Below are 16141 nucleotides of genomic sequence, written 5' to 3'. Positions count from 1 at the left end.
GATGAAACTGAGCCAACTCACGGGCGCATTACTGGGACTGTCATTGCTGCTGCCACTGGCAGTCGATGCCAATCAGTTGCCCAATCCCGCCCCTTCCAGACCCCAAAATATCGTGATCATGGTCGGTGATGGCATGGGGCCGGCTTATACCAGCGCCTACCGATATTTCAAAGACAACCCGGATACCGAAGAGATAGAACAGACGGTATTCGATCGCCTGTTGGTCGGTATGGCCAGTACCTACCCCGCCAGAGTCAGTGGCTATGTCACCGACTCCGCCGCCGCGGCAACCGCGCTGGCAACCGGGGTAAAAAGCTATAATGGTGCCATCTCGGTCGACACCCAGAAGCAGCCGATCCCGACCATAATGGAAAAGGCCAAGCAACGGGGAATGAGCACAGGAGTGGCGGTCACTTCCCAGATAAATCACGCCACACCGGCGGCCTTTTTGTCTCACAGCGAAAGTCGCAAGCACTATGTCGAGCTGGCCAACAAGTATCTGGAGACGGATGCTGATGTAATGCTGGGTGGCGGCCAGAAATACTTTGATCAGGAACTGCTGGCCAAGTTTGATGCCAAGGGCTATCAAATTTTGCAGGAGTTCAGCGCGCTTGAAAGTATCACACAACCCAAGGTAATGGGCCTGTTTGCCGAAGTGCAATTGCCCTGGGTGCTGGATGACAAGGACGGCCATCGCCTCAGCACCATGACAGGCAAGGCACTGGAGCTCTTGTCACAAAACAACAACGGCTTTGTATTGCTGGTCGAAGGCAGTCTGATCGACTGGGCCGGTCACAACAACGACATCGCCGCCGCTATGGCGGAGATGGATGAATTTGCCCGTACCATGGAAGTGGTCGAGCAGTTCGTACGCCAAAACCCCAATACCCTGATGGTGGCCACCGCAGATCACAATACCGGCGGTCTCTCCATCGGCAGCAAGGGCAAATATGCCTGGAATCCAGAGGTACTCAAGGGGCTCTCTGCCAGTATCGACACTCTGGCAGCCGCGGCGTTGACCGCAGAAGACTGGCAAGCACCGCTGGCTCAAGGCCTGGGTTTTGAGCTGGAACCCGCTTTGCTGGAGCAATTGGCCAAGGCCAGAATGCAAGGCAAAGAGACGCTGGCCAGCGCTATCAAACAGGAAGTGGATCGCCGCTCCAACACAGGCTGGACCACAGGTGGCCATACGGGCACAGATGTGCAGGTGTTTGCCGCAGGCCCGGGCGCCGAGCTGTTTATCGGCAACCAGGACAACACGGATATCGCCTCCAAACTGAGCAGCCTACTGCCCAAGGGGCAACACGCCGCCAAATAAGGCTTGGCCTGGTAAAAGCGGCTGCGGCCGCTTTTTTTGTCTTTGCCGACTATAACTCTTGCCCGCTGCCACCACTGATTGGCTATAATGCGCGGCAGATTTTATCCTTGGAAGTTCTCCTATGTTGCTGACACCGCCATCGCAATTACTGCTGCGCAACAGTGCGCTATTTGAAGGCCAAAGCCTGCTGCTGCTCAACCATGAAAGCGATAGCTGCGCCAGAGAGCTTTTGAAGCTGTGCCCCAGAGTCGATGCCCTGGCGCTGGACTTCAATCACTTCCAACAGCTTAAATCGCAAGCCACAGCCTCGCTTCATTGCTACTTTGGCCACCAATTGCCCCATACAGACAGGTTCGAGACCGTTGTGGTCTACTACCCCAAGGCCAAGCCGCTGCTCGCTTATCTGCTGGAGCTGGCGGCGCTGCACCTGCAACCGGGAGGCCAACTTCTGGTCATAGGGGAAAACAAAGGCGGGATAAAGTCGTTTGCCAAGCAGCAAAGTCGCTGGTTCAGCAATGCTGCCAAACTGGACAACGCCCGTCACTGTCTATTGTTTGCCGCCGAGGCCATCACCAACCCAACTGCGCTGGATATTGAGACCTATGTCAGCCACTACAGCTTGCCTACTCCCCAAGGGGATGTGCAAATCTGCAATATGGCCGGAGTATTCAGTGAAAAACGGCTGGATCTGGGTACTGAGCTGTTGCTGTCTCATCTGCCTAAGCTTAAGGGCCGGGTATTGGACTTTGGCTGCGGCGCCGGAGTGATTGCGGCCGCCCTGCTCAAGGCCCAGCCGGAGCTGAGCCTTGAATGTGTCGACATCAATGCCATGGCGCTGCTGTCCTGTGAGCTGACCCTTAAGGCCAATGGCCTTAGCGCCAAAGTCTATCCATCAGATGGCTTGAGCGCCACTCAGGGCGAGTTCGACGCCATTATCTCCAACCCACCGTTTCATGATGGTTTGGCGGCAACTACCCATATTGCCGAAAGCTTTATCGCCGACAGTACCAAAAAACTCACAGAGCGAGGAGTATGGCAGATAGTAGCCAACCGCCACCTGCCTTACAGCGATACAATCGCGGCCCATTTCGGCAAGGTGAATGTCATCGCCGAAAACAACAAATACAAGCTTTACCGGAATACCAGTGACAAAAAGTAGCGCCGAAAATTTTTGGTAACTTTTCGCTAAGAGATCAAAGATTTTTATAAGTATTCAGGGCTATTATCTTTTGAATAACTGCTAATGGGATGTTAACGACAGGCTTCGTTTCGGCGAGCTTATGTTGTTATACTCAATAGCAGTCGGAAAAATAATAATAGTACCGTTCCGCACAGGAGTTGACTCAGTCGATAAGAGCCCCTGTTTTCCTGTTATGTCATGGCACACCCCGCACCATGGACAAACAGTTTCTTACTCGAGTGGCAAACATGTTCAAGCTCCAAAGGAAAGGTATAACTAACCTGGATACTCTAATATGCTGGCGCCGGATCTCGTTGAACTCAGCAGTAACATGCAATTTGCCGAGCTGAGGCTCATCCCCAAAACCCATGGTCCCGTTACCGAGGAAGCCATTCGTCATCTGCTGGCATTACCTGACTTTGCCAAACTTTACCCCCTCGACAGTCAAATTGTTAAAGCCGTCAAAGAGATCAACAAGCTCTATGCCGAAGAAGATGGCCAATTCGAGCAATTTTTTCAGATAGCCGAGCGTCGTGACGGCCAGATATCACTCCAGCCCAGTAAGGACAAGATGCAAGCCACAATGACCCTTACCGCCGCCTGGGGGGGGAAGGAGATCACCCTGCCGGATATCCTTCGCCGTCTCAAGGAAGATAAGATCTGCATGGGGCTGTCGAAAATCAAGATAGAAACCATGCTCAAACGCCTGAAGCAGAGTAAACCCGGTGAAACCATAGAAGGCATCATTGCCTGCGGCAAGGCGGCGGTAAATGGCAACCATGCCAAATTGGACCGCAAAGTGCCCCTGGCCCGTGAACGCCTATTGCATCCGCAAGAACGTGAGGATGGCACTGTGGATATGCGCAACCTGGGCGCCGTCATCATGGTCAATAGCGGGGATCTTTTAATGGAGAAGATCCCCGCCACCCAAGGTACCCCTGGCTACAATGTCTTCGGTGAAGTACTACCGGCCAAGCCAGGTAAAGAGTTGGAGATGGTGATAGGTAAAGGTACAGAACTCAGCGCCAAGGACAGCAATAAGCTTATCGCCACAGTTGCCGGTCAGCCGGTGGAAATCCGCAATGGCATGCAGGTAGATGATGTGCTGCAGATAAAAGATGTCGACGTGGGCTATGGCAACGTCGACTTTAAAGGCAGTATTCTTATCAGTGGCGACGTCCATGAAGGGATGCAAGTCACGAGCAGCGGCGATATCACAGTCATGGGCTTTGTCGACTCGGCATCCCTGACGGCCGAGGGAGATATCACTGTCAGCAAAGGCATCATAGGCAGGCAGATCCGCACCAATGAGCTGTCGACCCAAATAAGAGCCAAGGGGCAAATTTCGGCCCAATTTGTGCAATATTCCGATCTTCAGTGCCAAGGCGATATTCTGGTAACCAAGCAACTGCTGCACAGCCACAGTTGCACCGATGGCAAACTGATAGTCAGCGATGGCAACGGCCGTCGCGGAGACCTGGTGGGCGGAATAGCCAAGGCAGAAAAAGGCATCAAGGCAGTTGCCATAGGCGCCACAGCCGATACCAAGACAGAGCTCTTCTGCGCCATGCGTTTGGGGGAATACCGCCAAAACCTCAAAGAACTCGAAGAGAGTGTTAGGGTTCTGGTAGTGGCCGGGCTGGAAATGGAAGCCCGGCTGAGAAAACTGCCGCCCAAGAGTGAATGGCAAACAGATCCTACCATGGTCGAACAGGTAAAAATGATGCTGCAGGAGAAACATCGTGTCGATGATGAGCGGCTGCGGGAAGAAACCGAACTCGATCTACTGAAAGCAGAAACCGAAGGTTACTATCGCCATTACTTTGTCGAAGCCCTGAAGCATGTCTACTCCAATGTGGAAATTCATATAGGCCCGGCCCAGCAGCGCACTCAAAGGGAACACGGCCCCTGCGTGATTGAAAACCAAAATGGAGAAATCCACTTCGATTACAGCAATCGCGGTTAAGCTCAAAGCCGCACGGTTATGGTTCAATCTGACCGGGAAGAAATCATAGCAACACCAAGTCACTGTGTTATGGTATCGGCAACAGCTTATGCTTGGATATCCTATGACACAGCCCACCTGGCCCGCCATTCTAAAACCGGCAGATTCAGACGAACTCCTGTTCCTTGAGAATGAAAGAGACTGGTTGGAGTATATCTGCCTACATCAACACCTGAGTTGCCAGGGCGACCAACTGATAGATTCCGACGGCTTATGCTATCCCATACTTCCGGCCACTCGCTGTGACGAACCTGTACTGGCTTCATTGCCGCAAATAGGCCCGAGCCAGTCTCGGCTCGAACTCAAAGATCTCAAGCTGTTGGTACAAAAGCACGCCGCCGCGCTCGGCAGTTGCTGCGTGGCCAAATTAGCCTTTATCACTTTTCCACAAGGGCTGGAGATGGTGCGTTATCTCGACAATCTCTGACAAAGCCCGGCGCCCACGGGTATAATCGGCGCGTTTTCTCTCACCGGAGTCATAGATTTGCAACTTCTGAAAATAGATTGCTTAGGGAAGCCTCTGAGGCTGGAAGGTTCCATGGCAGGTTGGCAACAACTCTTTTGGGATAACCAATTGGTCTCGCAACAAGCCGCCAGCGCCAATGACCAAGGCAGCGGCAGCCATGAGTTCAGTCTTAGTCGCACCGATGGCAGCAGCATCAAGGTGCGCCTGGAAACCCAGCTCAACTGGCAACCCTTTGAGCTGAGCTATCGTTTGCTCATCGATGAGCAAGTCACGATTGAAGGCAGGCGCGATAGCAAAGATATTGAGCGGCAAACACCAGACATAGCGCCGGTGAAACAACAGAAACTGAGTCTGGTGGGGCTGGTGTCTCTGGGCTTTAAGCTGCTCAAGAGTGCCAAGGTAATCAAAGTCGTACTGGCCGGGGCCAGTATTGCCGCTTATTCCTGGCTGTTTTCACTGCAGTTTGCCCTGGCCCTTATTGCCTGTCTGGTGTTTCACGAATACGGCCATATCCGGGCGATGAAGTATTTTGGTATGAAAACCAAAGGTATTTACCTCATTCCCTTTATGGGCGGCCTGGCCTTATCCGATGAGAAGATCAACACCCGCTGGCAAGATGTGGTGATCTCCATCATGGGGCCAACCTTTGGCCTGTTGATGTCGTTGGCGGCACTCGTGGCCTACTGGATCACTGGCAATCCCTTCTTTGCCGGTCTGGCGGCCTTCAACGCCTTACTCAATCTGTTCAACCTATTGCCAATTCTGCCGCTGGACGGCGGACATATTCTCAAGAGCATCAGCTTTTCAATGAACAGCGCCATCGGCCTTATCGCCTGTATTCTCGGTGCCGCCATCGGAGTATTTATCAGCTACAGCCTGGGGCTAGCGCTGCTGGGGTTCCTGTTGCTGATAGGCAGCGCCGAGATTCTGTTTGAGTGGAAACAGCGTCATCAAAGCCATCTGTTGCCGCTGGACAGGTATGGGCAAGTGTTTTCCCTTATCTGGTATCTGTTAACCGTGGCGGCCCTGGTAGGGGTTATCTGGCATCTGGCGGGTAGCGGAGATGATATGCTGGGATTGCCACTCAAGATATTGCAGAGTTGATGCAATATGGCAGACGGCTGAAGTAAAGCAGCCGTCTGTTGCCTATGTCAGTTAAACGGAACCGGATGGGATCTCACCGAAATCACCGTTTTGGTAATCACGAATGGCCTGCAGGATCTCCGCCTGGGTATTCATCACAAAAGGCCCCATCTGCACCACGGCCTCACCAATAGGGTTACCGGCCAGAATGAGCAGGCCCGCGCCCTTGAAACCGGCTTGCAGCTTGAGAGGATAACGACTATCGAGCAGCAACATATTACCGGCCGCCACTTGTTTGCCATCCGGCAGTTGCAATTCACCACTGTGCAGATAGAGCGCCAGTCGCCCCAGATGACTGAGATCCAACTCGGCTTGGGCATCAGGCGCCAGCGTCAAATCGGCAATCGCCGCATCGCCGGCCAACCCGGTCAAGGGAGCACTGGCTTCAGTACCGGCGAAACGCCAATCACCGGCCAGCAGTCTCAGGCTGGCGCCGTCAGTTTCAAGCTGTTGGTGTTCATCGGCAGCGCTGTCCTGATACCTGGGCGGCCGCATCTTGTCCTTGGCCGGCATATTGAGCCAGATCTGAAAGCCATGCAGCCCCTCTTTGGCATCGGCCAGCGGCATTTCGGAGTGGACCACACCACGGCCGGTACTCATCCACTGCACCTTGCCTTCGCGGATGGCGCGGACATTGCCCAGTTGATCCCTGTGCTCAAAACCGCCCTTGCGGATATAGGTAAAAGTTTCCATACCGCGGTGGGGATGCGGCGGAAAACCGCCGAGATAATCGCGTTCATCGTCGGAGCGGATCTCATCCAGCATCAGATAGGGATCCAACGCCAGAGCCTGAAAATCGGCGACCCGGCTGATATTGACCCCATCGCCGTCAGAGGTGGGTTGCGCCGGCAGTATTTGCAATATTTTCATCATTGGGCTCCTTCACTTTGGAATAACCCCAGCTTACTGCCGACAAATAACAACAAAAAGCGCATTTATCCGCTATGAGTCTTCGACTTTATAGAAAGGTCACACCCACCAATAGCGCACCACATGGAAGAAAACCGGCGCAGCAAAACAGACAGAATCCATGCGATCCAGCATGCCGCCGTGGCCCTCTATCATATGGCCCCAATCCTTGACGCCGCGGTCACGCTTGATGGCCGACATCACCAGTCCCCCGGCAAAGCCGAGCAGGTTCACCAGTAAAGCTATGATTGCCGCCTGCCAGGGGGTGAATGGGGTGATCCAAAACAGCGAAGTACCCACCAGCGTCGCCAGCAACACCCCACCGACCAAGCCTTCGAGGGTCTTGGAGGGCGACAGCTTGGGTGCCACCTTGCGTTTGCCAAACAGCTTGCCACAGCAATACTGCAGCACATCGGAGAGTTGCACCACCAAAATAAGCCAGGCGATCAGCAGCAAGTTACGCCCTTCATAGCCCTCTATCTTCAAGGTCATCAGCGCCGGCACTGACGAGACACAATAGACGGCTATCATCAGCCCCCACTGCACTTTGGCGGTACGCTCAAGGTAACGTGTAGTATCGCCGCCAAGTGCTGCCAGAATCGGCATCAGCAGGAACAGATACACGGGAATAAAGATACTGAACATGCCGTACCAATGGATGGCGATCAGCAGATACTGCACCGGCAAGGCAAAATAGAAGGCGGCGACCAGGGCAGGATAATCGCTGGCCCGGGTCGGTGTCAGGGTTAAAAACTCCCTCAGCGCATAGAAAGATACCAGGGCAAACAGCAATATCACCCCATAGAGCCCGAACAGGAAAGCGATACCTATGGCCAGCACCATCATCCACCAGGCATCGATTCTGGCATTGAGATTGGCAATAACGGCGTTGTTGCCCTTACGCCAGGCCAGCAAACGACCTATCAGGGTCGCTACCACCAGCAACAGGCCTATACCGGCAAACAACCACAGTGTCTGGTTCATACTTCCTCCCGTGACATCGCCAATAGTGCCAAACGCAAACGCTCGAGAAAGGCCACCTTGGTTTCCTGCGGCTGCAGCTTGATAGGCGTGCCGAAACTCAAAGTGCAGAGCAGCGGCAACGGCAGATAACGCCCCTTGGGCATGGCGCGATTGAGGTTGGCAATCCACACGGGGATCAGTTCCAGATCCGGGCGCGAGTGCGCCAGATGATAGATTCCACTCTTGAACGGCAACAATGGCGCCTCGCTCAGATTACGGGTACCTTCCGGGAAGAAGATCAGCGAGTCACCCTCTGCCAGCGCCTTTTCCACCGGCGCCAAGGGATTGCCCTCACCATGGCTCTCTCTTGGAATAAGCACGGCATTGAATACCCGCTGAATAATAAAGCGCCTCAGCGCCGTCTTTTGCCAATACTCGGCGCCGGCAACCGGACGTGTCTTGCGTCTCAGCAAGGCAGGCAGTGATGCCCACAGCAACACAAAGTCACCGTGACTGCTGTGATTGGCAAAGTAGAGCCGCTGATTGTGATTGGCGCGGCAGCCAAGCCACAGGGCGCGGGCACCGGTGACCAACCTGGCCGCCGAGGTGATCCCAAAGGCAGTCAATCCCGCGAGCCAGCCGATTAGGGTATCCATAGATAAGGGTAAACTCCTCTTACAGGAAAAAGCGCCAGACGAGTAACAACACCAATGCGGCGGCCTGCCCGGCAAAGCAGAGGAACAGACGCTTTAGCAGCGCCTGCGCCCCTTGGGCGCGCTGCAGCATACTGCGACCGGCCTGCTCTTCTTTAAGCCATCCGAGCTGCTGCATGCTGTGATCCAGACGTTCGCAGGTATGCTCCCTTGCCAGGGCGGCAAACAGCTTGGCATCCAGCGCCACTCTGAGGCCGAAATACTGTCCGCCCAGCCCGAAAAGCACCATCAACAGGGCGCTGAGCAGTTCCGGCCATCCCTGAAGCTTGCCGCCCCAGAGAAGCAGCAAAGGTGCCAACATCAAAACCGCACTGAACCAGCGCAGCGGCGCGGCATTGCCCAATAAAGTGGCCACCAATTTAGCCAGATCCCGCTGCTGCGACTCAGGCATGTTGCACCTCTGGCGGGCAAAAACCGGACTTGAGCCGCTCCAGATAAGCCAGAGTCTCTGGCTTGAAAACCACCTTGGGCCTAACGGCGGCAATCATCTTTGCGGCATCCAGGGCACTGCCGGCCCGACCGCTCAGCAGCAACCAGGCCGCCAATACCAGGGCGCTACGGCCATAACCCAAGGCGCAACATACAAGTAGAGTACCTGAGGTGCGCAAACACTCGAGCCGCCTGACCGCTTCCAGGCAGTCCTGTTCATCCGGCAAGCATAAATCCAGCATGGGCATGGGCTGATACCATTTGAGCCTGCCTTCGGTCATCCCCCGGGCGGGTGTAAGCAAAGCCTTACCCGAATAGGGGAAAGGCAACTCGGCGCAGAGATCCAATATGGCATCATATTGCTGCGCTTCACTCATGGTGGGCATGCGCCCAAGCCAAACCCCGGGCAGCACCTCTTGCGCCGCTACCTTGCCAGCGGTCCAGAAACGGATATTGAGCCAGGCAAACAACCGGTAAGGTAATAACAGCCAGCGACTGGCGAAGCTGGGATGGCCCAACTCACTCTTTTGAAAACCCGCGGCGGCAAACAGGAGATAATTGAGCGCCACCATGGCCAGCGCCAAGGCCAGCCAAAACAGCAGCATGCCAAAGAGACTCATGGGCCAGAGCAAGGCCGCGAGCAGCAGCAAGACGACGCCCACGCCATAAGCCGCTGCCAGCTTGAGCCTGCAAGGTTCCCTCGCCAAACTCAAGCGGCTGAACGAATTTCGTGGCCACAGCCAGAGGCAGAACAGACCGGCCGCCAGCCCTGTGGGCAGGTCGATAAAATGATGTTGCCAAGTCGTCAGCACAGACAGGCCAATCAAGGCAAACCAGCCGTGGAGCAGATAACGCCAGGGGCCACTGGCCCGCTGACTGTATTCACTCCAGAGCACCACCAAGAGCGCGATGTGCAAAGAGGGCGCCTGATTGAAAGGCTTATCAAACCCCATCAGGAGATCGAACAAACCACCAAAAACGCCGTCGAGCGGCGGGCGCTCAAAACTGAATTTAAGGGGCCAGATGAGAAAACAGCCGATGCACAGAAGCTGTACGCTCAGCAGCCTGAGCCCCAGTCTGTCTATCCCCTTACGGCTGAAGGGGAGCAGAAACGCCAGGCCGTAGAGAAGATCTATCGACCAGTAAGGCACTATGGTCCAGGGCCAGAGCGGAATGGCATGTTCCCAGGAAAACACCAGACTGGGAACCTCACTTTGCTGCGAGGCATACCAATTGGCAAAACCATAGCTGGCAAAGAAAAACGGCGCCAACAAGGCCAGCCAAAGCAGGCCCCGGCGAATGGTGCCGACCTCGCGTCGACGGGCGGGCAGCTCAGGCATCAGTCGGCCTTACGCGCCATAGACACGGTAAATATGCCCCACTCATCCACTCTTTGAGTCAACTTGTGAAAACCGTTGGCTTTGGTCAGTTGATCCATCTCCTGCTGACTGCGGCGACGCATCACCCAAGGCTGACCGTCTCTGTGGCTGGTCAGGGCCCGGCCGATGAATTCCAGCTGCGGATGCCAAGGCTGGCCCGTGTAGATAAGCAGACCTCCTGGCGCCAGCGCCGCGGCAATACCCGCCAGGGAGCGAGACACCATCTCATTGTCACCAAACAGCTCGTAAAGGCCGGAGACTACCGCCAGGGTTGGCTTGGGCTCGACCGCCGCCAGCGAATCAAAGTCGAAGGCATCGCCCTTTTCAAAGCGCACTATGTCACTGAGGCCAAGCTCATCGATGAGGGCGCGGCCGTCGCGGATATTGATATCACTGTAATCACGCAGCAGCACAGAATCAGGCTTAATATCGCTGTTCGCCAGGCTCTCCAGCAGATAGCGGCCATGTCCGGCGGCCACATCCATCAAATGCAGCGGCTTTTCTTCCTTTCTCAGCGTCGACAGCGCCTGCGCCAGCAGCTCTTCGATATGGCGTTTACGCTGGCGTATGCCGCGCCAGCCAATGGCATTGAGATATTGTTTGTCGACAAAACGGCCAAACTCCCCCTTGCCGGCGGGGGTGTTGCGATAGACATAGTCCAGGGTACTGCCCGAGTCGAAGCCGCGCTCGAAACCCAGAGCGATGCCCTCTGAGTATTTCTCCCCCAGCTTCATCACCGCGCGGGTGGCTTGCCAGTATTTGGCCTGCCAGGAAGCCTCGGGCAAAGGGGCGGCGAGCGATTCACTCTCGGCGCAGCTCGGGCCGAATTTATCTTGCTGCAACAAATTCACTGCCGCCTGCGGCGAGGCGATATTGGCCCGCAGGAAGCGTCTAATCCTGGCTATCGGGTCGGCCCGGTCCAGCTCTCCCAGGGTGTCATGATAAAACCCGGGCAGCAGGTGCAATTCTTTACGCTGGGAACCCAAACGCTCAAAAAACTGCTGCTGCGGCTTGCGCCGAACCACATAGTCGGCGCCCGAGATCAGTACCTGAGTCGGTACAGTAATCGCCTGGGCATTGGCCACCACCCTTTCGGCGGCATCATAGAGTCCCAACAACACATTGACCGAGATCGGTCTGGCGATCAGTGGGTCTGTCTCAAAGCTGTATTGTCTGGCGGGGTCATGGGTCAACAGCTTGGCCTTAACATAGCTGTTGACGAAAAAGTTGCCCTTGAGGCTCCTCAGCAGCTTGAGCCCAGGGATAGCAAAAGGCACATAGAGCTTGACGCTGAAGGCCGGCGACGCCAGCACCAGCGCGCGAATAGCAGGCGCATAGTCATGCACCCAGGTGCTGGCCAGCACGGCGCCGACACTTTGGGCCACCACACACAGCTGCTCTTGGCTGAAACCATGTTTGCGCTCTATGTGTTCCACAAAGGTCTGAATGTCGCGAACACTGGTACCAAAGGAGGGGCTGTCGCCTCTGGCGCCCGGTGATTGCCCATGACCACGGGCATCCCAGGCGAAAAAAGCCTGCTCAGGCAGCGCCAATTCATCCACCAGGTGCGCCATTCTGCCACCGTGTTCATGGCCACGGTGGAACAGCAACACGGCCCCGGATTCCTCTTGTTCATTGGTTTCCAGCGCCGGCCAGAAACGATAAAACAGCTGGAATCCATCATGGGTAGTAAAAAAGTGTTCCTCGGGTACCCTTGCGGCATTATCCATATAATTCATTCCTTTGATAACCAACTTAACTTGCGCTCTCGGCCTGCTTCAAACCGGATTTTACCCGGTTGAATATGGTCAGACAGAGTAACAGGAGCACCAATGACAGGATCAAATTGAGCCAGAATGGCGTCAACCAACCCAAGGCGACAGCCAGCCCCAGAATACCGAAGACAAACGCGCGATCGCTCTTGCCCATGGGGCCATCATAGCGGCGCTCTGCCCCCACCATCAGGCCGAGCACCCCGGCGTATTCACTGGCAACGGCCAGTAAGGTCAGGGCGATCACCAGCGCAGGTTCCACACCACCGAGCAAGGCGAAAGGCAGATAGAGTATCGCATCCGAAACGATATCGGCGAGCTCATTGAGATAGGCGCCGAGACGGGATTGCTGCCCAAACTCACGGGCCAACATGCCATCTATGGCATTGAGCGCCATTCTTTTCAGCATCCAAATAGGGATGAGAGCAAAGAGCCAAGGATGAGGCCAGATAAGCAACAGGGTTCCCAGCAATATAGAACCCAGCGCCGCCAACACTGTGACTTGATTGGCGCTGACGCCGCGCCGATACAGACGGGTAACCAGTGGCCTCAGTAGGCCCTGAAAGCGGGATTTCAACTGATAAACAGACAAACTCATTGGCTACAACATCCTAATCGAGAAAGAAAAGTTCTCACAGTCATCCTTGAGTCTCGCGCAAATGACCAAAGTGCACTATGCCTGATTTTTAATATGCTTCAAAGTGCTTGGGGGAAAAAGCCGCGGCTGAATCACGCCCCAACCGCAACGCCTCCGAAAAGAGGGAAAGAGCGCTAAAGCGCCCTTTCCTCTCTGTTACCAATTGGCATCCAGAGTGAGCTTGGGCACCGCCAGCTCAGCACATTGGCTCGAAAGGCGATAAAACACGGCTTCGGCGGCCGGGTAACCATAGGCAGCTACCTGGTTGGCGGCCTGGGCCTGATAGCGCACACCCCAGAGATCGAACCAGGGACGCATATCCAGTTGCAGCAACTTCGACAGGCTGAGCAGCATAAAGTCGTTGCCATCCAGGTTCGGGGCATAGATATAACTGCTCATGCCCAGTGCATCCCTCATCTCGCCCCAGCGAGCGACGTCGGCAATCGCATGGCTGAACAGACGCTCATGCAGATAGAGCAAGGTGAAAATCTGCCAGCCGTTATCCAAACCGGCATGTTCTTCGGCCAATGCCGCCAGCTGCAGATAGAAATCCAGCCTGGGCCCGGCGTTGTCATAGGTGCCGGTCTGACTCCAGAGCTTTTCGTAGACAGAGGTCACAGGATCGCTGCTGTTTTGCGCCTGTTTCAGCCACTCGAACGTGGTTTGAGGCGACTGGCGATCGCAGCTGGCGATCCGCTCACCACTATCTTTAAAGCGTTGCCAACCCTTGTACAGCGGGAAAATATTATTGGAGACTTCACCGGAGCGGCCACCATAGATTTTCAGCCGGTTCCGCTGCAGATTGTGGCCTATCTCGTGACTCTCGCCCCAGCCGAAGGGACTCAATACCCAGGCTTGATCATAGGGGTTACCCGAGCAGCCGCCACCACAGTGTGCCGCCTCATCGACATTGATGTGCTGCACCTTGGGTTTGGCATGGATCTGTTCATTTTGGCAATCCCAACCCAGCAGGGCGCAGCGGGCGGCCACGCTGGGTGCCAGCGCCAGTCCTTCACCACTGAAGCCGGCCAGATCGTAGGTCCCCTTGATCATATAGCGCCAAACATCATTCAGGGCCTGCTCCACATCGCCGCGGTACGGCTCGGCATAGATGAACTGTTTCATCATATGTTTGCGGGAGTTAACTTCGACAAAGTCGGTGCGCAGCCCGGCCCAGCTCAGCGGGCTGGTTTCAAGCGCCGTCAAATAACCACTCGCTTGGTTGAAATCCTTGAGGTAGGGATAGGCCAGTACATTTTGCGCTTCAACACTCACCACGCCCTCACCGGCCGGCAGTTGCAGCATCAAAGTCCCGCCATAAGGGCTACTCAGGGTCAGAGGTTGCCCGGGTTTCAAGGTCAGCTCGACCGAGCGCAAAAATTTGGGGCGCTGGTATCCCTGGTTATTGAATTCCCGGGTTGAGCCGGTTCTCTGGGTATTGATAAAGGCCTTGACCGTCAGCGGCAGTGTGTCTTTGCGCTCGAGACGCACACTCTGGCCGGGCAACAAGTAAAAACCGCTGCCGCGATAACCACTCTCTTTGCCCAGTGCCATTTCCAGGCTGACGTTCTCAAGCGTCAGCGTTTGCGGCAAAGGATCGCTGAAATTGCCCAAATCCGGCTGCGCTGGATTATTCCCCCTCAAATACAGCGCCAAGTGGTCGGCCAGATAGGCCGCCAGAAAACGCCCTTGCGGCGTGGTGTCCTTATCCATGGGATAAGCTATGTCGGCACGGTAAAGATCGCCAAGCAACACAAAGAGTTTCAGCAGCCTGCGCCCCTCGTTGCCGAACAACATCTGACCACGGCTATCCAGTTGATTAAGTGAATTTTTAAGCGCTCTGGCACCTGCAAGAAACTCAGACTCAAAGCCGTTGACCTTGTCACAGCTCACTTTACCCACATAGGTTTCACAGCCGGACCAGTCAAAGTTGAAGTCATCATCAATAAAGTGTTGTGTCAGGCGCTGCTCACTGCCAAGCAGCGGGAAAGCGGCCGCCATGGCCGTGGCCGAAGACCAATCGGCAGCGGCGCTGGCCCAGAAGTTACCGCCATAGGGCAAACTGACTCCCATGGTTCCGGCAATGGCGTCGGCCACCGCATTGGTCGCTTCATACCAGTTGTGCTGATAATAGAGTGCCTTGCCCGATGCCAGCGCCCGGGAATAGACGCCGGCTACCTGCCCGGCATCGGTATCGGCCGCGCGCCAGCCACTGATTAACAACTGGGCATCGGCGATACAGGCTTCCAAAGTGGCGACCTGATTACAACTCTTGATGGTCCAATTGGGAAACCGCCCTTGCAGCCAACTGCGACTGGCACTCTCCTGGCCACCAAGAAAGCTCAAGGACACGGTCAATGGTTGCTGCAATTCTGCCACTTGTGCTCTGTTCAGCAACCAAGCCAGCAGATTATCATTGGCTGGCTCCATGGCGGTGAGTTCACCGGCATGGAAACGGGCAAACAGATGGGTACCAAAGGCCGCAAAGCGCCCGGTATGCTGCTCGCCGGCGACGGCCAATACCTGCCCCGTGTTGGCACGTAGCAGAGGTGTGGCGATTTCCGGCTCGATGATATTGAACAATTGAGTTCGGTTGCCTGGAGCATAGGCCAGCGCCGTATCGGCAAATACCCTTTGCCGCAGGGCTTGCTCATTCGAGCGCAGCTGCGTTATCTGCGCGGCAATCGCCTCAAGCAGAGTATCCGGGTTCAGCCCGCTTGCATCACCGCTTGCCAGCGCCAGCTCCAGAGGGCTTTGACCGTCCACGCCAAAAACTGCCAACTTGAGGCTGACGCTGCCACCACGGCCATCACTGACCTGCAATAGCCCTTGATCGCTGCCCTTGGCATCTTTATCTGCTTTGTAGCTCAGCATATCGCCATCGAGACTGAACTGCCCCAGCTTGCCCTGCTCGGCAATGCTGGCCTGCAAGGGATCGCCATCGGGATCTGACACATAACCTTGCCAGTTGACCGTAATGCTCTGCAGCAAGCTGTCATAAGCCAGCTGAATATCGTCACCCTTAGGCGCTTGATTAACGCCAGCAGGCGGCTGCAGATTATCACCGCTTGACCCGGCGCCACTTTCATCATCACCACCGCCGCAAGCGCCAAGCAGTAAACTACCCAGTAATATCGAGTGCAGCAACAGAGGTTTTTTTCTTGCCATCACAGATGTTTCCCATTTGTTATTCCGGGTTAATTCTAAAGTCTGCCATGGAAAGATAA

At 55.4% G+C, this 16141-nt stretch carries 13 protein-coding genes; 5 read left to right on the top strand and 8 right to left on the bottom strand.

Translation table 11 applies throughout. The features are described 5' to 3' along the window. Position 1 precedes the first annotated feature (1 nt). The 5 genes from SIL79_RS10305 to SIL79_RS10285 all read left to right on the top strand — a co-directional run bounded on the left by SIL79_RS10305 (position 2) and on the right by SIL79_RS10285 (position 6073). Positions 2-1318 carry an alkaline phosphatase gene (locus tag SIL79_RS10305; RefSeq protein WP_039034153.1) on the top strand — a complete coding sequence of 439 codons (1317 nt, stop codon included), beginning with the start codon at positions 2-4 and terminating at the stop codon, positions 1316-1318. A 124-nt stretch (positions 1319-1442) separates the two neighbouring features. After that, positions 1443-2477 (top strand): class I SAM-dependent methyltransferase, encoded by a 1035-nt coding sequence (locus SIL79_RS10300; protein WP_162206459.1) that lies wholly within the window; start codon positions 1443-1445, stop codon positions 2475-2477. A gap of 316 nt (positions 2478-2793) precedes the next feature. Then, positions 2794-4464, top strand: coding sequence for a DUF342 domain-containing protein (locus SIL79_RS10295; RefSeq protein ID WP_039034152.1), 1671 nt, complete (start codon positions 2794-2796; stop codon positions 4462-4464). Between the two features lie 103 nt (positions 4465-4567). Further along, the gene (locus tag SIL79_RS10290) at positions 4568-4930 is read left to right on the top strand and encodes a DUF4144 family protein (RefSeq protein ID WP_052248073.1); all 363 of its coding nucleotides are present in this window, start codon (positions 4568-4570) and stop codon (positions 4928-4930) included. A gap of 111 nt (positions 4931-5041) precedes the next feature. Further along, positions 5042-6073: a site-2 protease family protein gene (locus tag SIL79_RS10285; RefSeq protein ID WP_222116194.1), complete on the top strand. Its 1032-nt coding sequence runs from the start codon at positions 5042-5044 to the stop codon at positions 6071-6073. Between the two features lie 51 nt (positions 6074-6124). On the opposite strand, the gene SIL79_RS10280 is transcribed toward SIL79_RS10285, so the two are convergent. The 8 genes from SIL79_RS10280 to SIL79_RS10245 form a co-directional block, all read right to left on the bottom strand. Beyond that, positions 6125-6982 carry a pirin family protein gene (locus SIL79_RS10280; RefSeq protein WP_319619966.1) on the bottom strand — a complete coding sequence of 286 codons (858 nt, stop codon included), beginning with the start codon at positions 6980-6982 and terminating at the stop codon, positions 6125-6127. A 99-nt stretch (positions 6983-7081) separates the two neighbouring features. Further along, positions 7082-8005 (bottom strand): phosphatidate cytidylyltransferase, encoded by a 924-nt coding sequence (locus tag SIL79_RS10275; protein ID WP_025008904.1) that lies wholly within the window; start codon positions 8003-8005, stop codon positions 7082-7084. Beyond that, positions 8002-8640, bottom strand: coding sequence for a lysophospholipid acyltransferase family protein (locus SIL79_RS10270; RefSeq protein ID WP_025889733.1), 639 nt, complete (start codon positions 8638-8640; stop codon positions 8002-8004). The genes SIL79_RS10275 and SIL79_RS10270 overlap by 4 nt, the downstream gene beginning before the upstream one ends. Before the next feature lie 19 nt (positions 8641-8659). Continuing rightward, a complete protein-coding gene (locus tag SIL79_RS10265; protein ID WP_071238432.1) occupies positions 8660-9088 on the bottom strand; it encodes a hypothetical protein in 429 nt (142 codons plus the stop codon). After that, positions 9081-10466, bottom strand: a complete 1386-nt coding sequence (locus tag SIL79_RS10260) for a phosphatase PAP2/dual specificity phosphatase family protein (RefSeq protein WP_319619241.1) — start codon at positions 10464-10466, stop codon at positions 9081-9083. Before SIL79_RS10260 ends, SIL79_RS10265 begins: the two co-directional genes overlap by 8 nt. Then, complete coding sequence (locus SIL79_RS10255; protein WP_162206435.1) at positions 10466-12235, bottom strand: bifunctional alpha/beta hydrolase/class I SAM-dependent methyltransferase; 1770 nt, start codon at positions 12233-12235, stop codon at positions 10466-10468. The genes SIL79_RS10260 and SIL79_RS10255 overlap by 1 nt, the downstream gene beginning before the upstream one ends. 25 nt (positions 12236-12260) lie before the next feature. Beyond that, positions 12261-12875: a CDP-alcohol phosphatidyltransferase family protein gene (locus SIL79_RS10250; RefSeq protein WP_144360930.1), complete on the bottom strand. Its 615-nt coding sequence runs from the start codon at positions 12873-12875 to the stop codon at positions 12261-12263. Positions 12876-13070: 195 nt separating this feature from the next. Further along, positions 13071-16082 carry an ImpA family metalloprotease gene (locus tag SIL79_RS10245; RefSeq protein WP_162206436.1) on the bottom strand — a complete coding sequence of 1004 codons (3012 nt, stop codon included), beginning with the start codon at positions 16080-16082 and terminating at the stop codon, positions 13071-13073. Positions 16083-16141 lie beyond the last annotated feature (59 nt).

It is taken from the genome of Shewanella indica, assembly GCF_033842865.1.
In the GTDB taxonomy this organism is placed as follows: domain Bacteria; phylum Pseudomonadota; class Gammaproteobacteria; order Enterobacterales; family Shewanellaceae; genus Shewanella; species Shewanella indica.
Note: the sequence above shows the minus strand (reverse complement) of the source record. Positions and strands in the feature narration are given on the sequence as shown.